At 64.8% G+C, this 26,293-nt stretch carries 25 protein-coding genes; 7 read left to right on the top strand and 18 right to left on the bottom strand.

Annotated features, from left to right (window positions below):
* Positions 1-229: 229 nt before the first annotated feature.
* The 5 genes from N2605_RS05300 to N2605_RS05280 all read right to left on the bottom strand — a co-directional run bounded on the left by N2605_RS05300 (position 230) and on the right by N2605_RS05280 (position 7,683).
* The gene (locus N2605_RS05300) at positions 230-853 is read right to left on the bottom strand and encodes a flavin reductase family protein (protein WP_036024785.1); all 624 of its coding nucleotides are present in this window, start codon (positions 851-853) and stop codon (positions 230-232) included.
* Positions 854-1,029: 176 nt separating this feature from the next.
* Positions 1,030-1,629: a TetR/AcrR family transcriptional regulator gene (locus N2605_RS05295; protein WP_036024783.1), complete on the bottom strand. Its 600-nt coding sequence runs from the start codon at positions 1,627-1,629 to the stop codon at positions 1,030-1,032.
* A 33-nt stretch (positions 1,630-1,662) separates the two neighbouring features.
* Positions 1,663-4,800, bottom strand: coding sequence for an efflux RND transporter permease subunit (locus N2605_RS05290; RefSeq protein ID WP_057026238.1), 3,138 nt, complete (start codon positions 4,798-4,800; stop codon positions 1,663-1,665).
* A gap of 222 nt (positions 4,801-5,022) precedes the next feature.
* Positions 5,023-6,129 carry an efflux RND transporter periplasmic adaptor subunit gene (locus tag N2605_RS05285; protein WP_057026237.1) on the bottom strand — a complete coding sequence of 369 codons (1,107 nt, stop codon included), beginning with the start codon at positions 6,127-6,129 and terminating at the stop codon, positions 5,023-5,025.
* A gap of 222 nt (positions 6,130-6,351) precedes the next feature.
* Positions 6,352-7,683 carry an MFS transporter gene (locus tag N2605_RS05280; RefSeq protein WP_260345987.1) on the bottom strand — a complete coding sequence of 444 codons (1,332 nt, stop codon included), beginning with the start codon at positions 7,681-7,683 and terminating at the stop codon, positions 6,352-6,354.
* A gap of 79 nt (positions 7,684-7,762) precedes the next feature.
* Here N2605_RS05280 and N2605_RS05275 point away from each other — a divergent pair, with 79 nt between their 5' ends.
* Positions 7,763-8,206: a ribosomal maturation YjgA family protein gene (locus N2605_RS05275; RefSeq protein WP_225115082.1), complete on the top strand. Its 444-nt coding sequence runs from the start codon at positions 7,763-7,765 to the stop codon at positions 8,204-8,206.
* An 83-nt stretch (positions 8,207-8,289) separates the two neighbouring features.
* On the opposite strand, the gene N2605_RS05270 is transcribed toward N2605_RS05275, so the two are convergent.
* The 3 genes from N2605_RS05270 to N2605_RS05260 all read right to left on the bottom strand — a co-directional run bounded on the left by N2605_RS05270 (position 8,290) and on the right by N2605_RS05260 (position 10,165).
* Entirely contained in the window at positions 8,290-9,450 is a 1,161-nt protein-coding gene (locus tag N2605_RS05270; protein WP_225128112.1) for a winged helix-turn-helix domain-containing protein, read from the bottom strand.
* A 111-nt stretch (positions 9,451-9,561) separates the two neighbouring features.
* Positions 9,562-9,810, bottom strand: a complete 249-nt coding sequence (locus N2605_RS05265; protein WP_036013887.1) for a hypothetical protein — start codon at positions 9,808-9,810, stop codon at positions 9,562-9,564.
* 118 nt (positions 9,811-9,928) lie between these two features.
* Positions 9,929-10,165, bottom strand: a complete 237-nt coding sequence (locus N2605_RS05260) for a hypothetical protein (protein WP_036013890.1) — start codon at positions 10,163-10,165, stop codon at positions 9,929-9,931.
* Between the two features lie 372 nt (positions 10,166-10,537).
* Here N2605_RS05260 and N2605_RS05255 point away from each other — a divergent pair, with 372 nt between their 5' ends.
* Entirely contained in the window at positions 10,538-11,179 is a 642-nt protein-coding gene (locus tag N2605_RS05255; protein ID WP_260345984.1) for an OmpA family protein, read from the top strand.
* Positions 11,180-11,234: 55 nt separating this feature from the next.
* Here N2605_RS05255 and N2605_RS05250 read toward each other — a convergent pair whose 3' ends face one another.
* Positions 11,235-12,524, bottom strand: a complete 1,290-nt coding sequence (locus N2605_RS05250; protein WP_225115085.1) for a phospholipid carrier-dependent glycosyltransferase — start codon at positions 12,522-12,524, stop codon at positions 11,235-11,237.
* A gap of 191 nt (positions 12,525-12,715) precedes the next feature.
* On the opposite strand from N2605_RS05250, the gene N2605_RS05245 reads away from it, so the two are divergent.
* Positions 12,716-13,417 (top strand): FecR family protein, encoded by a 702-nt coding sequence (locus N2605_RS05245; protein ID WP_057026234.1) that lies wholly within the window; start codon positions 12,716-12,718, stop codon positions 13,415-13,417.
* Between the two features lie 2 nt (positions 13,418-13,419).
* On the top strand, positions 13,420-14,604 hold the full coding sequence (locus N2605_RS05240; RefSeq protein WP_036024776.1) for a hypothetical protein: 1,185 nt from the start codon (positions 13,420-13,422) through the stop codon (positions 14,602-14,604).
* Between the two features lie 159 nt (positions 14,605-14,763).
* Here N2605_RS05240 and N2605_RS05235 read toward each other — a convergent pair whose 3' ends face one another.
* The 3 genes from N2605_RS05235 to N2605_RS05225 all read right to left on the bottom strand — a co-directional run bounded on the left by N2605_RS05235 (position 14,764) and on the right by N2605_RS05225 (position 16,363).
* A complete protein-coding gene (locus tag N2605_RS05235) occupies positions 14,764-15,252 on the bottom strand; it encodes a VOC family protein (RefSeq protein WP_036024771.1) in 489 nt (162 codons plus the stop codon).
* A gap of 35 nt (positions 15,253-15,287) precedes the next feature.
* The gene (locus N2605_RS05230) at positions 15,288-15,716 is read right to left on the bottom strand and encodes a VOC family protein (protein ID WP_036024775.1); all 429 of its coding nucleotides are present in this window, start codon (positions 15,714-15,716) and stop codon (positions 15,288-15,290) included.
* Between the two features lie 128 nt (positions 15,717-15,844).
* On the bottom strand, positions 15,845-16,363 hold the full coding sequence (locus N2605_RS05225) for a cupin domain-containing protein (RefSeq protein ID WP_036024770.1): 519 nt from the start codon (positions 16,361-16,363) through the stop codon (positions 15,845-15,847).
* 128 nt (positions 16,364-16,491) lie between these two features.
* Here N2605_RS05225 and N2605_RS05220 point away from each other — a divergent pair, with 128 nt between their 5' ends.
* Positions 16,492-16,710 carry a CsbD family protein gene (locus N2605_RS05220; RefSeq protein WP_036013900.1) on the top strand — a complete coding sequence of 73 codons (219 nt, stop codon included), beginning with the start codon at positions 16,492-16,494 and terminating at the stop codon, positions 16,708-16,710.
* Between the two features lie 160 nt (positions 16,711-16,870).
* On the opposite strand, the gene N2605_RS05215 is transcribed toward N2605_RS05220, so the two are convergent.
* The 5 genes from N2605_RS05215 to ggt form a co-directional block, all read right to left on the bottom strand.
* Positions 16,871-17,335 carry an FKBP-type peptidyl-prolyl cis-trans isomerase gene (locus N2605_RS05215; protein ID WP_036024769.1) on the bottom strand — a complete coding sequence of 155 codons (465 nt, stop codon included), beginning with the start codon at positions 17,333-17,335 and terminating at the stop codon, positions 16,871-16,873.
* Between the two features lie 62 nt (positions 17,336-17,397).
* Positions 17,398-19,689 carry a xanthine dehydrogenase family protein molybdopterin-binding subunit gene (locus N2605_RS05210; RefSeq protein WP_036024768.1) on the bottom strand — a complete coding sequence of 764 codons (2,292 nt, stop codon included), beginning with the start codon at positions 19,687-19,689 and terminating at the stop codon, positions 17,398-17,400.
* Between the two features lie 2 nt (positions 19,690-19,691).
* Positions 19,692-20,708 (bottom strand): FAD binding domain-containing protein, encoded by a 1,017-nt coding sequence (locus N2605_RS05205; RefSeq protein ID WP_036024767.1) that lies wholly within the window; start codon positions 20,706-20,708, stop codon positions 19,692-19,694.
* Between the two features lie 4 nt (positions 20,709-20,712).
* A complete protein-coding gene (locus tag N2605_RS05200; protein ID WP_036024774.1) occupies positions 20,713-21,327 on the bottom strand; it encodes a (2Fe-2S)-binding protein in 615 nt (204 codons plus the stop codon).
* Positions 21,328-21,494: 167 nt separating this feature from the next.
* A complete protein-coding gene (gene ggt / locus N2605_RS05195; RefSeq protein WP_036024766.1) occupies positions 21,495-23,081 on the bottom strand; it encodes a gamma-glutamyltransferase in 1,587 nt (528 codons plus the stop codon).
* Between the two features lie 196 nt (positions 23,082-23,277).
* Between ggt and trhO the strand changes: the two genes are divergently transcribed.
* Together trhO and N2605_RS05185 are read left to right on the top strand one after the other, a co-directional pair.
* Entirely contained in the window at positions 23,278-24,045 is a 768-nt protein-coding gene (gene trhO, locus N2605_RS05190; protein WP_036024765.1) for an oxygen-dependent tRNA uridine(34) hydroxylase TrhO, read from the top strand.
* On the top strand, positions 24,035-24,253 hold the full coding sequence (locus N2605_RS05185; RefSeq protein WP_036024763.1) for a SlyX family protein: 219 nt from the start codon (positions 24,035-24,037) through the stop codon (positions 24,251-24,253). The genes trhO and N2605_RS05185 overlap by 11 nt, the downstream gene beginning before the upstream one ends.
* A 6-nt stretch (positions 24,254-24,259) precedes the next feature.
* On the opposite strand, the gene N2605_RS05180 is transcribed toward N2605_RS05185, so the two are convergent.
* On the bottom strand, positions 24,260-26,161 hold the full coding sequence (locus tag N2605_RS05180) for a diguanylate cyclase (RefSeq protein ID WP_225158260.1): 1,902 nt from the start codon (positions 26,159-26,161) through the stop codon (positions 24,260-24,262).
* Positions 26,162-26,293: the final 132 nt, after the last annotated feature.

The following is a 26,293-nucleotide window of genomic DNA, read 5'->3' as shown; positions in this document are numbered from 1 at the left end:
TGGCGGAGGCGAGCATCTCGCCTGCAACATTGACGCGGCCGGGCGGCCGCCCGAGCCATAACGGCGGGGGCGGGGGTGCAGTTCCGGGAGGGGGTGGGGGCTGAATGTCTCTCCAGTGTCATTCCGGGGCACGCGAAGCGTGAGCCCGGAATCCATCGTGCCGCAGCGTTGGTCGATGAATGGATTCCGGGCTCGACGCTGCGCGTCGCCCCGGAATGACGGAAGTGGCCTAGTCCGGCCGGACCATCTCGAACATGTTCTCCGGCTTGATCTCGAAATAATCGCCGCGCCGGCCGGCGCGGACGATGGGGCGGGCGGCGGCGGTCTGGTAGACACCGTCCTTGATCAAGGCCTTGTCGATGTGGACGGCGACGACTTCGCCGAGCGTCAGCCAAGCGTCGGCCTCCTTGCCATTGGCGCCCTTGAGGCGGACGATGTCGGACACCTTGCACTCGAAGGCGACGGGGCTCTCGCCGACGCGCGGGACATTGACGAGCTTGCCGGGCACGGCGGTGAGGCCCGCGACCTCGAACTCGTCGACCTCGGGGGCGACATGCGCCGCGGTCGCGTTCATGTGCTTGGCGAGATCCATCGTCGTCAGATTCCAGACGAACTCGCCGGTCTGCTGCATGTTCTCGACCGTGTCCTTCCAGTTGGTCGAGGAGAAGCCGATGATCGGCGGCACGTAGCAGAACGCGTTGAAGAAGCTGTAGGGCGCGAGGTTGACGTGGCCCCTGGCGTCGCGCGAGGAGATCCAGCCGATCGGCCGCGGCGCGATGATGGCGTTGAAGGGGTCGTGCTTGAGTCCGTGGCCCTTGGAGGGTTCGTAGAAGTACAGGTCTTTGTCGGTCACGCGCTGCTTCCTTTCGTCATTTCGAGCGCAGCGAAGCAATCCAGAATCCCTCCGCGGAGACGGTCTGGATTGCTTCGCTGCGCTGGCAATGACGGAGTTTTTGGGTCCGTCCCGGTCCGCCTCCGGCGGTCGTGCCGGGGCGATCAGTCTGCTTATAGGAGAAAACGCCCCGCCCGTCAGTGGCGCGGCGACAGACCCGCGATGACGAAATCGATCATCTGGTCGATGGTCGGGCCCGGCTTGGTGGCGCACTGGGCGATCATCTGGGGGTGGAAGAAGCGGATCATCGCGCTGCAGGAGCAGAGCGCAGCCAGCTGCAGGTCCGGCGCCTCGAACTCGCCGGAAGCGACGCCTTGCGCGATCATCTGGCCGATCATTCCGGCGACGCACTCCATATGGGCAACGCAGACGTCCCAGTCCTCCTCCATCGCGATCGCGACCATCTCGTGCAGCTTGTTGTCGCCGACATAGCGCTCGGTGTTCATGCGATTGATGGTGGTGAGCAGCTCGCGGAAGCGCTCCTTGACCGGACCGGGCTTTGCCACGATCCGCTGTGCCTCCAGCTCGACCTCGCCCATCAGCGAGCGGGCCACCGCCTGGTGAATCGCCTTCTTCGATTCGAAGAAGCGATACACGTTGGCGGGGCTCATCCTGAGCTCCTTGGCGATGTCGCCGACGGTCGTCTTCTGGTAGCCGATCTGGCGGAACAGCCGCTCGGCCACCTCGAGGATGCGATCCCGGGTGTCGACTTCGATATGTTCCGAAACAAGGGCCATCAGTCAGGACTCGCTGGTCAACAGTCTTCTCATCTATTCAGCCGCTTCGGCAAGCGGAATTGCGTGCGGGTCATCGCTCCCATGCTGCGGCGCGGCCGGCTGCTCGGGCGTTCCGGCCTCGTCCAGGCTCTTGCGGAACCACAGGGCGTAGAGGCCCGGCAGGTACAGCAGCGTCAGGAAGGTCGCGACGAACAGGCCGCCCATGATGGTGATCGCCATCGGGCCCCAGAAGGCCGAGCGCGTCAGCGGGATCATGGCGAGAATGGCGGCGAGCGCCGTCAGCACCACCGGCCGGGCACGGCGGACGGTCGCCTCGACGATCGCCTCGCGCCGGGTCAGGCCGTGGCTGACGTCGGTCTCGATCTGGTCGACCAGGATGACCGTGTTGCGCATGATCATGCCGGCGAGCGCGATTAGGCCGAGCAGCGCCACGAAGCCGAACGGGGCATTGGCGACGTTGAGGCCAAGCGAGGCACCGACGATGCCGAGCGGCGCGGTCAGGAACACCAGGATCAGGCGTGAGAAGCTCTGCAGCTGGATCATCAGCAGCGTCAGCATCACCATGACCATCACCGGGAAGAGGATGAAGATCGAGGCGTTGCCCTTGGCGGATTCCTCGAACGCGCCGCCCGGCTCGATCCGGTAGGCCGGCTCGAGGTGATCCTTGATCGCCTTCAGCTTCGGCGTGATCTGGTTGGTGACATCAGGGGCCTGCACGCCGTCGACAACGTCGGAGCGCACGGTGATCGCCATGTCGCGGTTGCGCCGCCACATGATCGGCTCCTCATGGGCATATTCAATTCGAGCGATCTGCTGCAGCGGCACGGCGACGCCGTTGCGCGAGGTGATGGTGAGATCGCCGACGCCGCCGAGGTCGAGGCGCTCGGACGGGATCGCGCGGGCGACCACGCCGACCTTCTCGATGCCGTCGCGCACGGTTGTGACCTGCGAGCCCGAGATCAGCATCGCCAGCGCCTGCGAGACGTCCTGCGGGGTCAGGCCCATGGCGCGGGCGCGGTCCTGGTCGACGACGAGCTTGAGGTAGGGCGACTGCTCGTTCCAGTCGAGCTGGACGTCCTTGACGCTCTTGTTCTCCCGCATGACGTCGCGGACCTGGTAGGCGATCTCGCGGACCTTGTTGGCGTCCGGGCCGATCACGCGGAACTGCACGGGGAAGCCGACCGGCGGACCGAAATTGAAGCGGTCGACGCGCACGCGTGCCTCGGTCAGGAAGCCCTCGGCGGCCGCGGTCTCGATCTTGGCCTTGATGCGCTCGCGCGCCTCGACCCCCTTGGCAACGATGACGATCTCGGCAAAGGCCTCGTTCGGAAGCTGCGGGTTGAGGCCGAGCCAGAAGCGCGGCGAGCCCTGGCCGACATAGGCGGTATAGGTCTCGATGTCCTTGTCGTCCTTGAGCAGCGTCTCAGCCTTCTTCACCGCCTTCTCGGTAACGTTGAAGGCGGTGCCTTCCGGAAGGCGCAGCTGCAGGAACAGCTCGGGGCGCTCCGAGAGTGGGAAGAACTGCTGCTGGACCTGGCCGAAGCCGACGATCGAGGCGGCGAAGACGCCGACGGTCGCGACCACCACGGTGATGCGGTGGTTGACGCACCATTTCACGATGGCGCGCAGGCCGCGGTACATGCGGGTCTCGTAGACCGCATGCGGATCATGGTTGTGGTGCGCCTTCATCTCGGGCAGCAGCTTGACGCCGATATAGGGCGTGAAGATCACCGCCACGAACCAGGAGGCGACCAGCGCGATTGCCACGATCCAGAATATGCTGCCGGCATATTCGCCGACCGCGGAATTGGCAAAGCCGATGGGGAGGAAGCCAGCGGCCGTGACCAGCGTCCCCGTGAGCATCGGAAACGCAGTAGATTCCCAGGCAAAGGACGCCGCACGCATGCGGTCCCAGCCCTGCTCCATCTTCACCACCATCATCTCAACCGCGATGATGGCGTCGTCGACGAGCAGGCCGAGCGCGATGATCAGCGCGCCGAGCGTGATGCGATGCAGGTCGAGCGACATCGTGTTCATGACGATGAAGACGATGCCGAGCACCAGGGGCACCGACAGTGCGACCACGATGCCGGTGCGCCAGCCGAGCGCCAGGAACGAGACGAACAGCACGATGACGAGCGCTTCCATGAAGGAGTGCACGAACTCGCCGACGGCGTGCTCGACCACCTTGGGCTGATCGGCAATCAGCTTGACGTCGACGCCCTGCGGCACGGCCTTCATGAAGTCGGCCGTCGCCTTCTCGACCTCCTTGCCGAGATCCAGGATGTTGGCGCCCTTGGCGGTGACGACGCCGATGCCGATGGCGGGCTTGCCTTCCTGGCGCACGACGAAGCTCGGCGGATCGACATAGCCGTGAGTGACGGTGGCGATATCGCCGAGACGGAACACGCGGCCGTTGCTCTCGACCGGCGTTTCGGCGACGGCCTTGGCACCGTCGAGCGCGCCGGTGACGCGCAGCGGCACGCGCTGCGAGGAGGTCTCGACCGTGCCGGCCGGCGTCACGTTGTTCTGCTTGGCGAGCGAATCGAACAGCGCCTGCGGCGTGATGCCCAGCGTGGCGAGCTTGGCGTGGCTGAACTCGACGAAAATGCGCTCATCCTGGTTGCCGTAGACGTCGACCTTGGTCACGCCGGGCACCTTGAGCAGGCGCTGGCGAAAACCTTCGGAGACCTTCTTGAGCTGGGCATAATCGGCGCCGTCGCCGGTCATCATGTAGAGGATGGAATCGACGTCGGAGAACTCGTCGTTGACGACGGGCCCGAGAATGCCGGACGGCAGCTGGCCCTGCACGTCGACCAGCTTCTTGCGCAGGAGATAGAAGAGGTAGGGCACGTCCTTCGGCGGCGTGTTGTCGCGGAAGGTGACCTGGAGCGCGGTGAAGGCGGGCTTGGAATAGGTCTGCACCTTTTCGAAATAGGGCAGCTCCTGGATCTTCTTCTCGATGGGATCGGCAACCTGGGTCTGCATTTCCTGCGCGGTCGCGCCGGGCCAGATCACGGAGACGTTGACCACCTTCACCGTGAAGAACGGATCCTCCGCACGGCCGAGCTTCTCATAGGAGAAGAAGCCGGCGACGCCGAGGATGATCATCAGGAAGAGCACCAGCGTCGGATGGCTGACGGCCCAGGCCGAAAGGTTGAAGCGCTTCATCGCACTCTCCGAAAGACGATCCAGTTGCAAACAACGACAGCCGCTCTGCTCAAACCGTCGTCGCGAGGCAGCGAAGCAATCCAGGGGGCTGGGCAGGTTCTGGATCGCTTCGCCGCTTCAGCCTTTGCTTAGGGACAAAGGCCGAAACTCACCTCACACGACGTAACTCACTTCTCTTGTCATTCCGGGATGGTCCGAAGGACCAGACTTTCAAACGACGGATCAGAACGACAAGGACGACACGATCCGCACCCGCTGGCCGGGATCGAGCTTCTGCACTCCGAGGGCGACGATCTTGGCGCCCTCGTCCACGCCTCCGGTGATGACGACGTCCTTGCTCTCGTAGGACTTCACCGTGACCGGCTTGAGGGTGACGCCACCGTTGTCGTCGACGACGTAGAAGGAGGGCTTGCCGCCTTCGTTGAAGAGCGCCGACAGCGGCAACCGCGCGACGCGCTCGGTCGCGGCATCCGACAGCGTCAGCGTCGCCGTCATGCCGAGCGCGACCTTGTCGTCGGCCTCGGGCAGCGAGAACTTTGCCAGATAGGTGCGCGTGGCGGGATCGGCTGCCGGCGCGATCTCGCGCAGCTTGGCCGTGTATTTCTTGTTCGGCTCGGACCAGAGAGTGACGCTGGCGACGCCCGACTTGGCACGTCCAACCAGCGTTTCAGGGATCGCGACGACCGCTTCCTTCTCGGCAAAGCGGGCGACACGGATCGAAGCCTGGCCCGCGGCAACCACCTGGCCGGGCTCGATCAGCGTTGCGGTGACGACGCCGCGGGCGTCGGCGTTGAGCGTCGCGTAGGAAAGGGAATTCTTGGTCAACTCGACCGAGCGCTCGGCGCGGTTCAAGCGCGCACGGGCTTCATCGGCGGCGGCGCGGCTCTGGTCGAGCTGGGCGTCCGTGGTCCAGCCCTTGGCCTTGAGGTCCTTGGCGCGCTGCTCGGCGGCGGCGGCCTGGGCCAGCACGCCGGTTGCGGCGGTCTGCTCGGCAACGGCCTGCTCGGCCTGGAGCTTCAGGTCGACCTCGTCGAGGGTGGCGAGCGGCTGGCCGACTTCGACTGTCTGGCCGACTTCGACGAGGCGTTTGGCCACCTTGCCGGCGACGCGGAAGCCGAGATCGCTCTCGATCCTGGGACGGATAGTGCCGACGAAGCTGCGCTCCGGGGTCTCGGCAGCGTAGTGGGCGGTTGCCACCAGAACCGGCCGCGGCGGCTCGGCCTTCTCGGCGACGGTATCATTGCACCCTGCCAGCGAAACGGCCATCAGGGCGAGCGCGGCTCCTGCGAAAAGCTTGGAATAGCTCGACAAAATCGACCGGACGAACATCGAAGGACACTCCTGCATCTCGATTGAGAGGAATGTCGACTGTTCACTGATAAAAGTCAATAATCGTCAGTCATCAGGAATGCGTGATCGTGAAGGAGTGGTAAGGAGGGATAGGCTTGGCCGCGAGGTGTTATTGTAGGGTGGGCAAAGCGGAGCGTGCCCACCAGAACCGCTCTGCGGCGAAGATGGTGGGTACAGCGCGCGACGTGCGTGCCCCCCCCCTCACCGCCCCTGGTCGGCGAATTCGTGCTTGCTGTCGTGTCCGCCGACGAACACCAGGATGCCCGCGATCAACGGCAGCACGGCGAGCACCAAGAGGCCCGTCGAGGTCTGGCCCGTGGCTTCCTTGACCCAGCCGATCAGGTACGGCCCGCCGAAGCCGGCGAGATTGCCGATCGAGTTGATCAGCGCGATGGCGCCTGCGGCCGCCGTGCCGGACAGCCAGGCGGTCGGCAGGGTCCAGAACACACCGAAGCAGCAGAACACGCCGATCGCGGCCACCGTCAGCGCCACCATCGTCAGCGTGGGATCGGTGAGATAGGAGGAGATGCCGAGCGCGACTGCGGTGAGCAGCAGCGGCGCGCCGACATGCATGACGCGCTCGCGGCTCGCATCCGAATGCCGCGCCCACAGGATCATGGCGATGGTGCCGAACAGATACGGGATCGCCGTGACGAACCCAGTCTGGGCGTTGGTGAGACCGAACGCCTTGACGATCTGCGGCAGCCAGAACTGCATGCCGTAGAGCGCGCCGACGAAGCCGAAATAGACCAGGCTGAGCGCGATCACCTTCGGTGAAGACAGCGCCTCGCCGAGCGAAAAATGCTTCACCGCCTGCTTGGCCCCGATCTCCGCATCCAGCTTCGCCTTCAGCCAGGCCTTCTGCTCGGCCGAGAGCCAGTCCGCCTTCTCCGGCTTGTCGGTGAGATAGAACCAGGTGACGATGCCGAGCAGCACCGACGGGATGCCCTCGATGATGAACAGCCACTGCCAGCCTTTCAGGCCCATCATGCCGTCGAGCCCGAGCAACAGGCCCGAGATCGGCGCGCCGATCACGGTCGAGACCGGCACCGCGACGGCGAAGGCCGCAAGGAAGCGGGCGCGATATTCGGCCGGATACCAATAGGTGAGATAGAGGATGATCCCGGGGAAAAAGCCGGCCTCGGCGACGCCGAGCAGGAAGCGCAGGACGTAGAAGCTGGTGACGCCGCTGACCACCGCCATCAGCGCCGAGATGATGCCCCAGGTCACCATGATGCGGGCGATCCAGCGGCTCGCGCCGAATTTCTCCAGGGCGAGGTTGCTCGGCACTTCGAAGATGAAATAGCCGATGAAGAAGATGCCGGCGCCCCAGGAGTAGATCAGCGGCGTGAATTTCAGATCGGCGTTCATGGTCAGCGCGGCGAAGCCGAGATTGACGCGATCGAGATAGGAGAAGAAGTAGGCCAGCACCAGGAACGGAATCAGGCGCCAGGAGATGGCGCGGATGGTCGAGGTTTCGATGTCCGACTTGGTGGCACCGGTGGAACCGGCATAGGTCGTGGTCTGGCTCATGGCTTCCCCCGGGGTTGTTGCTTTTTTCGGGTCTGCGGCCGTTTTCAGCATCGCGAGCAAAGAGTCAATGGAGCAAGCAATGCACGAGACGCAGCCGGGCACGCCTGTTGCGCCTCTACGGACCTCACTGATCCGCGCTGCTTTCGCGCTCGCAGTGATTGCCTGTGGGCTGTCCCTTCGCTGGTACGGCTTCCCGCTCGGCCTGCCTGCGTTCATCGTGAAGTACGGCGGCTCGCTGCTGTGGGCGACGATGGTGTTTCTGCTGGCAGGAGTCGTGCTGCCGCGGCTGACACGGAGCCAGCTCGCAGCCATCGCGATAGTGATCGCGGCAGTCGTCGAGTTCTCCCGCCTGATGCATACTCCTTGGCTCGATGCGTTCCGCCTCACCACCGCCGGCGCGTTGCTGCTCGGCCGCATCTTCTCGCTTTGGAATTTGCTGGCCTATGCGGTTGGGATTGCGTTTGGCATGTGGATCGATCGCGTTGCCATGCGCGGTCCCGTAGGGTGGGCAAAGGCGCCGTAGCGCCGTGCCCACGTCTCGTCATCGAATAGGCAAAACGTGGGCACGCTTCGCTTTGCCCACCCTACAAGACTGCCGTCGGAGCCTCACTCCGCGAGCTGAAACCGTTCGAAACGGTCGAGCTCCTCCTCGATCACGCGCTTCAGCTCCTTGCGGCCCGCCGTCTTCCTGCCCTGCCCGACCCAGGTCCATTTCTGCATCAACAGCTTCTTGTTCTGCCGATCGGTCTTGAGATCGAGCGCGGCGACGATCTCGTCTCCGACCAGCACGGGCAGCGCGAAATAGCCGAGCTTGCGCTTGGCTTTCGGCACATAAGCTTCGAACAGGTGGTTGTAGCCGAAGATGAGGTTGGTGCGCTTGCGCTGGATGATCAGGGGATCGAACGGCGAGAGGATGTGGACGAGATCGGGCGACACCTCATGCGGCTCAAGCGCTGCGGGCGAAGCCCAGTGCTCCTGCTTACCGGCGCCCTCGATCGCGACGGGCACGAGCTCGCCGCGGCGGACGCGCGAGGCGATCAGGCGCGCGACCGGCTTCTTGCTGGGCGCATCGAGATGGCAGACCGAATCGAGGCTGACCACGCCCTGCGAGCGCAACGCGCGGTCGAGCAGATAGGCCGTGATCTCGCTTGCCGGCGCCGGCTTCGGCAGCCTGTCCCAGCCGAAATGACGCGTCGTCAGCTCGTAGGTCTTGAGCATGCCTTGGCGCGCGCTGATGGTGACCGCCCCGGTATAGAAGGCGAGCTGCAGCGCCCGCTTCGAGGGCTTGCGGCTCTGCCACAGATGCTCCTTCTCGACGAGCACGTCGTCGTCGATGTCACGGATCGTCAGCGGCCCGCCGCGCAGCAGCCGCATCACCTTGCGCGTGTCGGCCGGCTTCACCGCGGCGAACCATTTGTGCCCCTCGCGGCGGTGCTCGCGCATCGCCGGCAGGAAGAAGCGGAAGTCGTTCGCCGGCACGTAGGAGAGCGCGTGCGTCCAGTACTCGAACACGGTCTTATCGATGCTCTGGGCCTGGCGCAGATCGGCGCGGCGGTAGGTCGGGATCCGGCTGAACAGGATGTGGTGATGGCAACGCTCGATGACGTTGATGGTGTCGATCTGCACATAGCCGAGATGGGCGACAGCGGCCGAGACGGCCTCTGCGCCTTCGCCGAACGGAGCGCGGTCGGTCAGCCGCTGGGCATGCAGCCAGATCTGCCGGGCCTGTGTCGTCGAGAGCGGAAGCGGTTTGGACGTGCGGGGCATTGCAGCGTGCAATGTAGCGGGATTCGCCGCGAGGAAAGAAGCGGGACACGAAAAGGCCGCGCTGCCATCTGCTGCCAGCGCGGCCATGACGTGTGGGGATCAGGCGGAAGCCTACTTCTTCATCGCCATCGACTTCTCGGCGTTCATATAGTGCTTGCATGCTCCACGCATGTTGCCCTTGCTCATGTCGGAATTGGCCGCGGCCATCGACTTCCTCGCCGCGATCTTGGCGGGCGTGTCTTCGCCGCCCATGCCGGCAACGAGCTTTGCCATGTTTGCACTGGTGCACGCCATCTTGGCGGCGGATGCGGGGGACAGAGCAAGTGCGGCGAATGCCGTCGCGAGCAACAGGGTCTTCATCAAGTTCTCTCCTCGAGTAGGCAGCCGGCCTGATGCCGGCCAACGCACCGCCATTCTTCAGCCACAAGTTTGCAGGGAAAAGACAATTTCGTTGCTGCGCTGCAGTGATACCCGCTTTTCAGCGTGCGGCTTTTGGGCGCTCCCCGACGCTGCCGGTGGCGACCTCCGGGTCGCAGATGGCCTTGCCACGTCCTTCTGCCTGGCAGCGATAGACACTGCCGGTGAGGCGATCGACCAGCCAGACGTTCTCGTCGGTCGGCCCTTCGAGCCCGACATAGCGGGAGGTCATCCCGGTGATCAGTGTCGAGAGCAGGATGGCCACCGCGATCATCGCCGCACCGATATAGATGGGCATTGCGTTCAGAGTCACTGTCCGATCCGGCGGGCCGCTGCGATGGAATTGATAGTCGCGCTGATAGTCACTTGGCCTCGGCACAGGACGGAACTCGGCTCCCCTCGCGTCAAATTATCGAATGATTGAAGTGTGTTAGGCGGACATCTGGACGAATTCTTGTTCGCGGGCGGGCGGTGAGGCGACGCCTTTGCGACGTTCGGGTTTCCCGGAACCCAATACGGCCGGCTCTAAGCAAACTGTGAATGATCGAACCGGACCACAGTGCCCTCGGCTCGCCGTTTCGAATGTGACCAAGATCACATCAGAGCTGTTGAACCTGCCCTACGCTCGCAGCATCAAATCGCCATCAGGCGTAACAGCGAGGATACCACCATGACCCATCTCAATAAGTCTTTTGGACTGACGGCGATCACCCTGACAGCCGTCCTGTCGATGACGGCCGGCCTTGCGCTGGCTGGCGACAACAACATCTCCGCCGGCCAGATCGTCGATGCGCTGAAGCCGAAGCCGGCGACCCGCGGCCTGTCCGTTGGCCCCCAGACCGATACGACCGTGCAGGCCAAGGAGGCGACCTTCCTGAACACCGTGCGCAACCGCTCGACCCGGTCGCTCTCGACAGGCGAGCGCGAGCAGATCGCCGAGCTCGCTGCCACCAAGCCGAAGATCGATCTGGAGATCCAGTTCGACTACAACTCGGCCGACATCGCCAAGACCTCGATGGCCTCGGTGCAGGCGCTCGGCAAGGCGCTGTCCGATCCGGCGCTGAAGGGCTCGACCTTCGTGGTCGCCGGCCACACCGACGCGACCGGTGGCGAAGCATACAATCAAGGTCTCTCCGAACGGCGCGCCGACACCATCAAGAAGTACCTGATGCAGAATTACGGCCTCAACGGCAACGATCTCGTCACCGTCGGCTACGGCGAGACGAAGCTGAAGGATGCCGCCAACGGCGCTGACGCCATGAACCGCCGGGTCCAGGTCGTGAACATGGACACCAAGACCGCAGCGAAGTGACTCTCGTCCCCTGAGTTAAGACACGCCGCCTGCCGCAGCCCGGCGGGCGGCGAAATCATATCCAGCTTTGGAACAGCATCAGCCGGTTGAATCCCCCCATCGAGGTGCCGACGAAGGCCGCGGAAATCGGCAGCATCACCGCAAAGCCGGCCGCCGCGACGCCGACATAAGCCCACAACAGCCAGCGCGGCAGACCCTCGCGGCGCAGCACATAGACCAGTGCCAGGGACGCCGCGGTCGCGGCCGGCAGATAGTAATAGATGAAGCCCAGCGTGCGCGGCAGCAACGCCCAGGCGAGCCAGGGACCGAAATAGAATGTGGCGATCAGGAATGCATCCCAGCGCCGCGCCACGATGAAATCGCGCAGCACCATGGCGAGTGCAGGCAGAGCCGGCCACAGCACGAGCGGATTGCCGAGGAAGACGATCGCGGCGATGTGGTCCTCCGCGGTCTTGTCGAACAGGAACCAGACCGGGCGCGCGAGCAGCGGCCAGGACGGCCATGCGCTCATATAGGTGTGGCCGGCGATGGCCGTCGTGGTGTTGTCGGCAAAGATCCGCCGCTGCGCCTCGATCAAGTCCGGCAGCGATAACCCGTAGAGCGGAACGAAGGCGGCAAGATAAGCCAATGCCGGCAGGACGGCGAAGCAGAGCGCGACATGATGCAGCTTCAGGCCGGGCCAAAGCTCCGGCCGATACCAGTCGTCCGGCTTCGCGTCGGCGAACAGCGTATGCCAGCCCTGCATCAGGCGGATCACCGCAACAATGACGATGCAGACGCCGAGCGGGAACAGGCCGCTCCATTTACACGCGGCCGCAAGGCCGAACAGGCTGCCCGCCACCGCGAACAGCGCTTGCGGCCGCTCTCTGCGAAACCCATGCATGAAGGCGGCGGTGGCGAGCAGGCCGAAGCCGAGCGCAAAGACATCGAGCATCGCGATGCGCGCCTGGACGTACAGCATCTGGTTGAAGGCTGCGATCAGCGCGGCGGCGATCGCCGGCCCCTGCGCGGCGAACAACGCGAGTCCGCACAGATAGATCGCGACGATCGCGAGCGCGCCGAACAAGGTCGCGGGATAACGCCATCCAAGCGCGTTGTCGCCGAACGTTGCGATCGATGCCGCGATCATCTCCTTGGCCAGCGGCGGATGCATCGGATTGAGCATCGGCTGCGACATCGCGGGCGTCAGCATCTGGCGCGCCGCCGGCACGTAATGCACCTCATCGAACACGAATTTTTCCGGCGTGACGACGCCGATCAACAGCGCCAGATGCGCGATCAGGAAGATCGCGACAGCAATCACTGCACTCCGCGACACCTCAGGAACCGCAGGCAATTCGCGCATCTTTTCTGGGGCTGTCTTGCGTGGCAAATTGGCTTCACCGCGGAGAAAAATAAACTGCTTCCCGTCATTGAACGCATTCTGCCGCAACTGTCACTAAGCATGACGCAGGTCCTGCGCCGCTTGTGATAATTCCGCCACATCAGAAGCGCGCGCGATCCGGTACGATCAGGGACACATCGATCGGTTGCGAAATGAATTTGCGTTTTTGCCTTTTCTCCACACTGCTCACGGCCGCAATCTGTGCGGCATCCGGCGCCGAAGCGCAGACGCGCGTCGGCCAGGCTGTCGTCATTCAGAACGAAGTGGTGCGCGTCGCCGCGACCACGACGCCGATCAATGTCGGCGACAGCATGCTGCGCGACGAGACCGTGCGAACCGGCGCCGACAGCGCGGCGCGTTTCGTGATGGCCGACAGCACCAATCTATCACTGGGGCCGAGCGCCACGCTGAAGCTCGACCGCACCGTCTTCAACGACGAGCACAGCTATCGTGACGTCGCGATCCGCATGACCACCGGCGCCTTCCGCTTCGTCACCGGACGCTCCGACAAGGCCGCCTACAAGATCACGACACCGCTCGCCACCATCGGCGTGCGCGGCACCACGCTCGACATTCTCTCGCAGCGCGGGCGCTCCGTCGTTGTGCTTCAGGACGGCGCGGCCAGCGTGTGCACGAAGAGCGCCCAGTGCGTGCAACTCACCCAGCCCGGCGACACCGCCATCATCACCTCGACTGGCGGCAAGGTGAGCATCACCAAGAGCAACACGCCGCCCTGGACCTTCGCCGCCAATTGCGCCGCGAGCGCCGGGTTGTGCGCAGTCAACCAGTATGCCGGCGCCTCGCCGACCATCACGCCTGCCGTCGAGGACGACGCCATGCTGTGCGGGCGCTGACGATGGCGAAATTCACCGTTCGGCGCCTCATCCTTGCCGCTGCGCTGGCCGCATCTGCGGCGTTTGCGCTCGTCACGTTCGATGCCCGCCCGGCGGCTGCACAGGCCTCGGAGTGCGGGTCCGAGTGCGGTGAACCAGAGCCCACTCCGTCCCCAACCTATTCGCCGTCGCCATATCCGTCCCCGACCTATTCCCCGTCGCCGAATCCCTCGCCCACGCCGACCCCCTCCCCATCGCCCAGCCCCTATCCGTCGCCTTCACCGAGCCCGGCTCCGTCGCCGTCGGGACCGACGGGCGCGGATTCCAGCGGCAATTCGATCGGCGGCCTTGCCAATCAGCGCTTCAATCAGATGATCACCAACCGGGTGCTCGGCACCGTGCTGCTCGGCGTCAACGAGCAGATCAATTGCGGCGACTGCATCAGCGCGTTCGGCTCGGCCGGCTCGTTCTCGGCCGGCATCCATGGTCGCAAGGCGCTGACCAACAATCTCTCGCTGCTCGCCGGCATCGCCTATACGCACTACGAAGGGCGCGGCTACGAGATCACGAGCGCACCGATCGGCGCTTTCGCGCTTCGCTACGACTTCACCGATTGGGGCTCGTCGCGCCCGTTCTTCGACGTCGGCGCGATCCTGACCCCATGGGAGAAGGCGCGCTACACGCGCAGCTACGACACCAGCCTCGGGCCGGTGACCGTGACGAGCTCGACCAACGCGTCCAACTACGCCGTTTACGGCCGCGCCGGCTGGATGAGCCGCCTCTCGCCGCGCGACGAGATCGCGGCCTCGATCGAGGTCTGGCAGCTCTGGCAACGCGTCTCCGGCTATCGCGACAGCGCGGTGGCGTTCAATCCGTTCGACGCCAGCATCGCTGATGGCACCGACCGCACCAGCCTCGTCAAGATCGGCGGCCAGTGGACGCATCTGTTCGGCAGCAGCATCGAGACCAACATCAATGGCGGCTGGGTGCAGTCCTTCGCCAGCCACAGCGGCATCGTCGCCACAGTGACCGGCCAGGGCACGGTGGTGCCGACCATGGGCAACCAGGGCTGGTTCGAATATGGCGGCCGCCTCGGCTTCCGCGTGCAGAAGGGCTGGATCGTGGACCTCTTCGCCAACGGCACGCTGGGCCCGCAGCCGGTCGGCAACACCATCCATGGCGGCGTGGGGCTGCGGATTAATTATTAGCCGGCGAGAATCCCGCCTCACATTCCGCTGTCATGCCCGGCTTGACCGGGGCATTCAGTACGCCGCGGCCCATCGGTTTAATCACTGCCGTCTCGGAGTACTGGATCGCCCGGTCAAGCCGGGCGATGACAGTGAGTATGTGGCGAGAGCGACCCGCCCTCACGCCGCCGACTTGCCCTCGAACGCGCGCCGCAGCACCTCGACGTCCAGCTTGACCATCTTCATCATCGCCTGCATCGCGCGCGCGGCTGCGGCCTTGTCCGGGCTCGACAGGAACTCGAACATCGCCTTTGGCACGATCTGCCAGGCCACGCCCCAGCGATCCCTCAACCAGCCGCACTGCTCCGCCTTGCCGCCATGGGCGAGGAACGCGTTCCAGACGCTGTCGACCTCTGCCTGGTCGTCGCAATGGATCATCAGCGAGATGGCGTGGGTGTATTCCATCTTCATGCCGCCATTGAGCGCGACCAGCTTCTGTCCGGCGACGGTGAACTCGACGACGAGCACGGAGCCTTCCTTGCCGGACGGGCCGTCCGCAACGTTGCGCTGAACGTGCGTGATCGCCGAATTCGGGACCAGCGAGACGTAGAATTTTGCAGCGTCCTCGGCATCGCCGTTAAACCACATGCAGGGCACGAGCTTGGACATGGTGAATGCTCCTCTTGAGGTCTACCGGTTTCTGCTCAGGCGTTCGCCAGGTCGGGCTGCAGAGGGGCGGCGGAAAGATCCATCCAGTTCACGCCCCACATGTGGCCGTCCGGATCCTCGAAGCTGCGGCCGTACATGAAGCCGTATTCGTCCTTCGGGCTGGGATCGGCAACGCCTCCTGCAGCCTCCGCCCTGCCAACGATGTCATCGACCTCGCTGCGGCTGTCCGCGGACAGGCAGAACAACGCTTGGTTCGAGGTCCTGGCGTCCGCGATCGGCTTGGGCGTGAACTGGCGGAATTTGTCGTGGGTCAGCAGCATGGCGAAAATGGTCTCGGAAAAGACCATGCAGCTCGCGGTCTCGTCGCTGAATTGCGGGTTCTTGACCGCGCCGACCGCCTCATAGAAGGCGGCCGCGCGCTTGAGGTCGGTCACCGGCAGGTTGACGAAGATCATCTTGGGCATCGGACGCTCCTTGGCGGGGTTCTGGCCAAGGACGGATGGCCAGGCCGCCATCCGACATGACTTCCGACAAATTTTTCGGACCCCGGCTGCGGGGCCCTGTCGCGCCGCTCTCCGCGCCCTGAAGGGACTTACTTCTTCTCGTTGGGATCCCGGTGCACCGGGTCGATCCACAGCACCGTCTCGGGCTTCTCGACCGGCTCAATGTCGAGGTTGATGGCCACCGCCTCGCCGTCGCTGCGCACCAGCACGCATTCCAGCACCTCGTCGGGGCTGGCGTTGATCTCCTGGTGCGGCACGTAGGGCGGGACGAAAATGAAGTCGCCGGGGCCGGCTTCCGCGGTGAATTGCAGGCTCTCGCCCCAGCGCATGCGCGCCTTGCCCTTCACGACATAGATGACGCTTTCGAGATGGCCGTGGTGATGCGCGCCGGTCTTGGCATCCGGCTTGATGCTGACGGTGCCCGCCCACAATTTCTGGGCGCCGACGCGGGCGAAATTGATCGCGGCCGCACGGTCCATGCCCGCTGTCGACGGCACGTTGGTATCGAGCTGATTGCCGGGAATGACCCGCACGCCGTCATGTTTCCAGCGGTCATCATGATGATGACCATGGTCATGGTGGGAATGCGAATGGTCAGGGCCGGTCATGGGACTTGCTTTCTGTTGGTTCCGTGCGCGGCAAACTAACCCAAAGCCGCAGCCGCAAGCCATGCCAAAATCGGAACCCTCATAGCCGCCCAGCGTTGTCATCCCAAGCAAATCGAAAGGAGATTTCCATGGGCAGCACGACCGACAAGATCAAGGGCACCGCCAACGAGGCGATCGGCAAGGCCAAGCAGGGCGTCGGTGAAGCCACCGGATCCGATCGGATGAAAGGCGAAGGCGTGGTGCAGGAAGTGAAGGGCAAGGGCCAGCAGGCCATGGGCGATGCCAAGGACGCCGCGAAGGATGCGATGGATCGCGCCGCCGCTGCGGCTCGCCGCGCGGCGGAGTGACGCGCGTAAGATTGAAAGTGAAAAGACCGGCCCTAAGGCCGGTCTTTTGCTTGTATCGATTTCATCCGTCATGGCCGGGCTTGACCCGGCCATCCACGTCTTGACCGCGCGGCACGAAGATCGTGGATGCCCGGGACGAGCCCGGGCGTGACGACGTCAGTTATTTCACCGCGAGCAATTCCACGTCGAACATCAGCGTCGCATTCGGCGGTATCACGCCGCCGGCACCGCGGGCGCCGTAGCCGAGCTGCGGCGGGATGATCAGCGTGCGCTTGCCGCCGACCTTCATCGAGGCAACGCCCTCGTCCCAGCCGGCGATGACGCGGCCCTTGCCGATCGGAAACTCGAACGGCTCCTTGCGATCGACGGAGCTGTCGAATTTCTTGCCCTTCTGGCCGTTCTCATAGAGCCAGCCGGTGTAGTGCATCACGCAGATCTGGCCGGGCTGCGGCGAGGCGCCGGTGCCGACGGTGGAGTCGATGATCTGCAAGCCTGAAGCTGTGGTCATGGTCTTTCCTGCGGTCTGGGCCGAGGCCGTTGTGGAAACGAAATGCGACACGTTGGCGATCACGGTGATCGCGAGTGCCGACATCAGGGCGAGGAGCGCGCGCTGGAAACGCTGCATAAAACACCTTCCGTTTGAGGCGGGAGGTGTCTAACCCAAGGCGGTCGCCGTTTCCACCCCCTTTAGAGCTCGATATCTTCGAGCCGGACCGGCAGCTTGCGGATACGCTGTCCCGTTGCATGGTAGATCGCATTGCAGATCGCAGCATTGGTGCCGACATTGCCAAGCTCGCCGAGGCCTTTCACGCCGACGGGGTTGATGCGATCATCCTCCTCGGAGAGCAGAATGACCTCGACACCGGGCACATCGGCATTCACGGGCACGAGGTAATCGGCAAGATTGTCGTTGACGTAGCGCGCATTGCGCTCGTCGATCTCGGTGGCCTCGAGCAACGCCGAGGACATGCCCCAGATCAGGCCACCCATGAGCTGACTGCGCGCGGTGCGCGGATTCATGATCCTGCCTCCCGCGAACGCGCCGACCAGACGGGGGCAGCGAATCTCGTGCGTGAAGCGGTTGATGCGGACCTCGACAAACTCGGCGCCGAACGCATAGGCGATCTGGTCCTTCATTTGATGGCCGCCGACCAGCCGGACCTGCCCGCTGTGCATGGCCCTGAAGGAATCCAGCGGCGCGCCCTCCGGCTTCCACTCGCCATATTCTTCGACCACGCCGACGCCGAGCGCATCGAACGCCTTCTCGATATCGAGCGAGCGATCGCTCTTGGCGGCCTGGGTCGAGGGTGCCGGGCTGATGCCGACGGTCTCCTTGGCCTTGTCGGCAAGGCTGTCGCTGGGCATCAGCGCCTTGAACAGGCGCTGTCGGATCTGGTCGCACACCATCATCACGGCCGAGCAGGTGCTGGCAGTGGAATTGGAGCCGCCGGCAACCGGCGCGGGCGGCAGGTCGCTATCGCCCATGAAGACCGCCACCTTCTCAAGGGGCACGCCGAGCCGCTCGGCCGCAGTCTGGGCGATGACGGTGTAGGCGCCGGTGCCGATCTCATGGCCGGCGATCTCGACCCGCGTGCGGCCGTCGCGCTGCAGACGTACGCGCGCGGCGGACGGTCCCGCCAGCGTCGGATAGCACGTGGCGGCGCAGCCGTAGCCGATCAACCAGTCGCCGTCGGATATCGATTTCGGCTGTGGCGAGCGCTGCGACCAGCCGAACGCCTTGGCGGCTTCGTCGAAGCACGCCATGAGCGATCGCGACGTGTAGGGCTTGCCATCGATGGGATCCCTGGTGGCGTCGTTGATGCGGCGAAGCTCGACTGGATCCATGTTCAGTTTCACCGCGAGCTCGTCCAGCGCGCTCTCCAGCGCGAACAGATACGGCACCTCGGGGGGCGAGCGCATGAAGCCGGGCGTGTTGCGATCGGCACGCACAATCGAGACCAGGCTGTCCACGTTCGGGCAGGCATAGAGCCGCGTGGTGGTCTTGGTGCCGCCGACGCAATAGGCGTCGGGGCGCGAGGAGACTTCGGCCCCCTCATGCCTCAAGGCGACCAGCCTGCCGTCGCGGCTCGCACCAAGCTTGATCTCGTGACGGGTCTCGGCTCGATGAGTGGTAATGGTGAAGCCCTGGTCGCGGGTCGGGACCAGCTTGATCGGACGGTTCAGGCGCCTGGCCATGGCGGCGATGATGGCGGTGCGCGGTGTCATCGAACCTCGCGAGCCGAATCCGCCGCCGACATAGGGATTGACCACGCGCACCTTGTCGGCGTCGATGCCGAGCTGCTCGGCCACGCCGTGCTTCAGGCCATGGACATACTGGCTGCCCTCGTAGATGACGAGATTGTCGCCCATCCAGGTGCAGCTGGTCGTGAACAGCTCCAGCGGATTGTGATGCTGCGTCGGCGTCTCGTAGGAGGCGGTCAGCTTGACCTCGGCCGCGTCGAACGCCTTGGCGAAATCCCCGACCTTCGGGTCTTCCTTGAACTGCGAGTTTTGTCCTTTCGCGGCGGCCGTCGTCGTCCCCGGCGAATCGAAAGTCGCGGTGGGCGCAGCAGCGCTATAGCTGACCTTGACGCGGTTGGCCGCTTCGCGCGCGGCCTCGTAACTCTCCGCCACCACCACGGCGATGATCTGGCCGTCATGGGCGATCTCGGCCGATTTCAACGGCTGGATCGTGGTGCCGGCATAGCCGCCATTGCTGTACAGTTTCGACTCCTTCAGCTTCGGGGCGTTCTCGTGCGTGACGATGTCGATCACGCCGCGGACGCGCTTGGCATCGTCGAGGTCGAAGCGGTCGATGCGGCCCTTGGCGATGGCGCTGGTGACCAGGAACGCGTAGGCTGGATTGTCCAGCGGCATGTCCGAGGCATAGGTCGCCCGCCCCGTCACCTTGGCGGCCGCATCATAGCGCGGCACGGGCTGCCCCATATTCGTCCTTGGCCCGGGAGCTGCAGCGGTCATGGTCAGATCTCCATCGTTACGGCCTGCTGGAGCGCGCGTGCCACGATACGCTTGCCGAGCGCAATCTTGAAGCTGTTGTGCCGGCGCCCGCGGGCGTCTGCGAAAGCTGCATCGGCGACGCGCTGTGCCAGAGCTTCGTCGAACCTCTGTCCCTTCAACAGCGCCTCGGCCTCACGCGCCCGCCACGGCACAGTGGCGACGCCGCCAAGCGCGACGCGGGCGTCCCGGATCGCGCCGTCCTGGACGTCGAGCGCGATCGCGGCTGACGACAGCGCGAATTCGTAGGATTGCCGGTCGCGGGCCTTCAAATACACGGAGCGTGGCCAGCGGCCGGAGATCGAGAACGCCGAGATCAGCTCGCCGGGCTGAAGCGCAGTCTCGATGTCGGGGGTGCTGCCTGGTGCCCTGTGAAGCTGCGCGAACGGCATGCTGCGCGTACCGGCCTTGCCGGTGATCTCGACCATGGCATCGAGCGCGATCAGCGCCTGCGCGAAATCGCCAGGATACGTCGCGATGCACTGATCGGAGGTCCCGAGCACCGCATGCATGCGGTTAACGCCGTCCATTGCGGCACAGCCGGAGCCTGGATTGCGCTTGTTGCAGTTCTCATAGGAGACATCGCGGAAGTAGTTGCAGCGCGTCCGCTGCATCACGTTGCCGCCGAGCGTTGCCATGTTGCGCAGCTGGGCGCTCGCGGCGAGCTTCAGCGAATCCGCGATCACGGGATAGCTGCGCTGGATCTCGGCGTGCGCGGCGACGTCGGACATCTTGGCGAGCGCGCCGAGGCGCAAGCCGTCGCCGCCTGGCGCGATCGCCGACCAGGCGGGGGCCAGCGGATTGATGTCGACGATCGCGGTGGGTCGCATCACGTCGAGCTTCATCAGATCGATCAGGGTGGTGCCGCCGGCAAGCGGCTGCGCCGCCGCCTTCGTCAGCGGATTGTTTGCAGCTGCGGCGACGCCGAGCGCCTGCACGGCCATGTCGGGGTCTGATGCTCTCTGATACGAAAACGGTCGCATGCGCCTAACCTTTCATGATCTCGGGCGCGGCCTGCTTCACGGCGGCGACAATGTTGGGATAGGCTGCGCAGCGGCAGATGTTGCCGCTCATATATTCGCGGATGTCGGCCTCGCTGCCGGCATGGCCCTCCTTCACGCACGCGATCGCCGACATGATCTGGCCGGGCGTGCAATAGCCGCACTGGAACGCATCGTTGTCGATGAAGGCCTGCTGCATCGGATGCAGGCGGTCGTCAGTGGCGAGGCCTTCGATGGTCGTGATCTCCTGTCCCTCGGCGGCGAGTGCCAGCGTCAGGCACGACAGCACACGGCGATCGTCGATCAGCACCGTGCAGGCGCCGCACTGGCCGTGATCGCAGCCCTTCTTGCTGCCGGTGAGCTTGAGATGTTCGCGCAAGGCATCGAGCACCGTGGTGCGCGCATCGATGCTCAGGCGCTTGTCCTTGCCGTTGACGTTCAGCGTGACCTCGACGGGAAGCGCCGGATCCTGCGCGGCCGGCGCCCGGGCATCCTCCGACGCCGCGCGCGCCGTCAGCGGGATCAGCGCGCCGCCCGCCGCGCCGGCCAGGAAGGCGCGTCGGTCGAATCCGGATGATCTGGAACCTGGTTTGTCGGGCATGGCAGGCCTCCGCCGCTGATCTGCAAAGCAGCGCACGCCTGCACCGCTCATCGCCCCTTAACCTGGAGCAATGGGCGCAGTTCCGGATGAGAGAAGGGCGGCGCAGCAAATGCCGCGCCGCCCTTCGTAAACTTTTCCTGATCTCGCGTGGGGAACTGCGCCGGCGATCAATAACCCAGCGCGCAGCCGTCCTTGCGCGGATCGGAGCCGCCGGTGAGCGTACCCTTGTCCCAATCGATCCAGATCGCCTGGGCGCCGCCGAGCGGGCCGACCACGCTGGTGGTCTTGTGGCCGAGCTTCTTCAGGCCCTCGACGACGGCCGCCGGCACGCTGTCCTCGAGCTGATACTGGCCCTCGTAGTGCAGGCCCCGCGGCATATCGATCGCCTCCTGCACGTCGCAGCCGTAGTCGAGAATGTTGGTCAGGAGATGAGTCTGGCCCGTCGGCTGGTACTGGCCGCCCATGACCGCGAACGACATCGTGGAACGGCCGCCCTTGGTGAGCAGGCCCGGCATGATCGTGTGCAGCGGGCGCTTGCCGCCTTCGATGCAATTGGGATGGCCCGGCTGGATTCGGAAGCCGCCGGCGCGGTTCTGGAACAGGACACCGGTCTTGTTCGAGACGATCGCCGAGCCGAAGGAATGCGCAACCGAATTGATGAACGAGCAGACGTTGCGGTCCTTGTCCACGACCGTGATGTAGATGGTCGAGGGATTCATCGGCGGCGCGACGTTCGGCAGGTCGAGCATGCCGTCCAGGCGGATCTTGCTGATGTACTCGTCGGCAAAGCCCTTCTCGAGCATCTCGGCGACGTTGATCTTCATGTGCTCGGGAGAGGCGACATGCATCTCGCGGTTCATGTAGGCGATGCGCGCCGCTTCCGCTTCGAGATGGAAGCGCTCGACGCTCACGGGCGCGTACTTGGTCAGATCGAACCGCGACAGGATGTTGAGCATCAACAGCGCGGTGACGCCCGGGCCGTTCGGCGGGCACTGCCAGACGTCATAGCCCTTGTACATGGTGCCGATCGGCGTGGTCACTTCGGTCGTGTGCGCGGCGAAATCGTCGAGCGTGTGCAGGCCCCCGATGCCCCTGAGGGTCTCGACCATGTCCTCCGCGATCTCGCCCTTGTAGAACGCGTCGCGGCCGTCCCTGGCGATCGCGCGCAGCGTCTTGCCGAGCTCGGCCTGGCGAATGACGTCGCCGGCGACCGGCGGCTGGCCGCCCGGCAACAAATAGCGCACGGTGTTGGTACCGTTCTTCAGCTTCTCGAACTGGTTCTTCCAATCGAAGGCAATGCGGGGCGCGACGACGTAGCCCTCCTCGGCCGCCTTGATCGCGGGCTGGAGCAGCCGGTCGAAACCGAACTTGCCGTGATCGCGCAAGACGGTCGCGAAGGCATCGATCACGCCAGGGATCGAGACCGCATGCGCCGAGGTGAGCGGCACGGAATTGATCTTGCGTTCGAGATACCAGTCGGCATTCGCCGCCTTTGGCGCGCGGCCGGAGCCGTTATAGGCGACGATCTTGCCCTCGCCCCGCGGCTGGATCAGCGCAAAGCAATCACCGCCGATGCCGGTCGATTGCGGCTCGATCACGCCGAGCAGGGCCGAGCCGGCAACCGCCGCGTCCACCGCGGTGCCGCCCTCGCGCAGCACCTCGATCGCGGCGAGCGAGGCCTGCGGATGCGAGGTCGCCACCATCGCGTTGGTGGCGTGGACCGTGGACCTGCCGGGGAAATGGAAGTTTCTCATCGAATGTCTTGCTCTCTTGGCCGTCGGCGCGGTTGGCGCGCCATCTCGAAAACCGCGTCTACATGACACATTCCCGCCCCGCGGGGCAATGCTGGCATACCAGGAAAATGGCTGCCATCCGCTGGGCGTATGGACCTTTTGCAGGCTTTTGCGATGCGGGTTTTCCGGGCGCGGGCCGCCTGCTAAAGGAGCGGCCATGACGTCCAGCAATACGTCTTACAAGGTCTGCGCCTTCTATCAATTCGTCGCCCTCCCGGATTACCGCGAGCTGCGCGAGCCGCTGCGCGCCTGCTGCGCCGGTCTTGGGCTGAAGGGCAGCGTGTTGCTGGCGCAGGAGGGCATCAACGGCACGGTCGCCGGCGCACCGGAGGCGATCGAGGCTTTCGCTCACGAGCTCGCACGCGGCGACATGTTCGGCGGCAGGCTCGACAATCTCGAATTGAAATTCTCCGCCGCGGAGGCGATGCCGTTCGGACGGCTGAAGGTGCGGCTGAAGAAGGAGATCGTCACCCTGGGCGATGCGGCCGCCGATCCGACGCGTCAGGTCGGCACCTATGTCGATCCGCACGAATGGAACGCGCTGATCGCAGCACCCGATACCCTCGTGCTCGACACCCGCAACGCCTTCGAGGTCGCGATGGGCACGTTCGAGGGCGCGCTCGATCCCGGCATCAAGAGCTTCGGCCAGTTCAAGGACTTTGCCGCCGAGCAGCTCGATCCGGCACGGCACCGCAGGATCGCGATGTTCTGCACCGGCGGCATCCGCTGCGAGAAGGCGAGCGCGCATCTGCTCGCGCGCGGCTTTGGCGAGGTCTATCACCTCAAGGGCGGCATCCTGAGATATCTGGAAGACGTGCCGGAGGCGGAGAGCCGCTGGCGCGGCGAATGCTTCGTGTTCGACGAGCGCGTGGCGCTCGGCCACGGCTTGCGCGAGCGAAACAAGGACGTAACGCGTGACGAATGAGATCAAGACGCTGAGCGAGCGCATCGACACGCTGGAGACGCGCCTCGCCTATCAGGACGATACGATCGAGACGTTGAACCAGACCATCACCGCGCAATGGAAGCAGATCGACAGGCTGACGCGGCAGATCACCGAGCTCAATGCTCGGCTGCAGGACGCCGAGGCAAATGCGCCAGGGCCTGCCAACGAGCCTCCCCCGCATTATTGAACGGTGTTACTGGCCGGACGCCTTGGGCAGCAGATCCATGACCTCGCCGGACATCACCAGGCGGTTGCGGCCTGCGGCCTTGGCGGCATAGAGCGCCCGGTCGGCAGCTTCGACCAGCGCAGCGACCCCCGCGGTTCGTTCGAACGCCGGCCGGCAGGCTGCGCCGCCAAGCGAAGCGGTGACGCATCCAGCCGCCTCATTGCTGCCATGCGCGAGGCCGGCCTCGTGAATGGCGTTGCGGATCCGTTCGCCGATCCGGGCGCAGCCGGCGGCATCGATGTTCGGCAGCAGCATGGCGAATTCCTCACCGCCGTAACGCGCCGCCAGATCGCCGGCGCGCTGCGCTTCGGCCGCGATGATCTTGGCGATCAGGCGCAGGCAGGCATCGCCCGCGGGATGGCCATATTCGTCGTTGTAGGCCTTGAAGTGGTCGACATCAATCATCAGCAAAGCAAGGCTGGAGCGGTCGCGATAGGCACGCGCCCATTCCTCCTTCAGGCGCTCGTCGAAGCGGCGGCGATTGGCAAGGCCGGTGAGGCTGTCCTCGATTGCCAGTGTCTCGAGCCTGGTTTCCAGCCTCTTGTGCTCGGTGATGTCGCGGGAGATCGCGACCACGCCATCGACCTGGCCATTGTCCTTGCGCGTCACCCGCATGGTCGATTCGAGCCAGATCTCGCCGTTCTGCCGATGCGAGTTGCGGTAGGTGAGACGCGCCTCCTCCTTCTCACCGCGCTTCATCGCGTCGACGATCGCCTGGACTTCCGGCAGGTCCTCCGGATTGATACCCGCGAGGGCCGGCGAACCGACCAGTTGATTGGGACGCCAGCCGACGATGCGGACCGACGAGGGCGAGACATAACGCAGTCGCTCATCGAGGCCGATCCGCGTCACCATGTCGCTGGAGCCTTCGGCGAGCAGGCGGAAATGCGCCTCCGTCTCGGTCAGCGCGACAGCCATGCGCTGGCCGCGCTGCAACTGCCGCACCAGCACGCCGCCGATGACTGCGATCAGCATCACCAGCGCGAACACGTAGAGCATGCGGGAGATCGCCGCCGCGCGCCACGGCGCGAGCAGCTCGTCCTTGTCGACGGTGGCGAGCAGGAGGAGCGGGAACCGACCGCTGCGATTGAAGAAGCTGACGCGTTCGACACCGTCCAGCGACGAGGTGAAATGATGGGCGCCGCTCGGCCGTTGCAGGCTCGGCTCGCGGAACAACGGCTTGTCGGCGACGCTGCGCCCGACGAATGTCTCGTTGCTGGGATTGCGCGCGACGATCAGTCCGTCGCCATGCGCCAGTGACACGGAGCTGTTGCGGCCGATCTCGAACTGCTTGTAGAAGTGCGACAGATAGTTCGAGCTGATGGTCGCGAGCACCACGCCGCCGAAGCTGCCGTCCTGCTTGCTGAAGCGGCGTGACAGGGTGACGACCCATTCGCCGTCCAGCAGGCTCTTCACGGGACGGCCGACATGGGCCTCGCGCTTCGGCGAGAGCTGGTGATGTCGGAAGAAGGCATCGTCGCTGAAGGTCGTGCCGATCGTACCGGGTGAGGTCAGCCAGTTGCCCTGATCGTCGATGATGGCGAGGCTGTGAATGCGCGCGATCGCCTTCTTGCGCACATCCAGCAAGGTGCGCAGCTTCGCGATCGTGACCGGTGCGGTGCCGTCCATCTCCAACCGGCTGACCACGCCGACGACACCGGAATCCAGGAGATCGAGGCTGTCTTCGGCATGCTGGGTCAGCGAACGTGCCACGTTCGCCATCTCCATCTCGGCGGCCTTGAGCACCGCATCGCGTGCCGTCCATTCACGCCAACCGCTGACGCCGAGGATCGTTGCGCAGGTCAGCGCCACGAAGGCCGCCGCGCGCAGCGGCAGGCGGCTCCATCCGGCTCGTTGGGTAGCGCTCATGTGGCAGGGTTCTCCGATCGTTCGGAAAACCTCTGCCGCTTCTGTTATTTAATTCTGAAATCGGTACCGGACTACGCGGCGGTTTCCGCCCTTTCCAGTAGTCTTACGGACACGGCGATCGGTGCATCGCTA

The organism is Bradyrhizobium yuanmingense, from assembly GCF_025200905.1.
Taxonomy (GTDB): Bacteria; Pseudomonadota; Alphaproteobacteria; order Rhizobiales; family Xanthobacteraceae; genus Bradyrhizobium; species Bradyrhizobium yuanmingense.
This window is presented reverse-complemented; position numbering and strand designations above follow the sequence as displayed.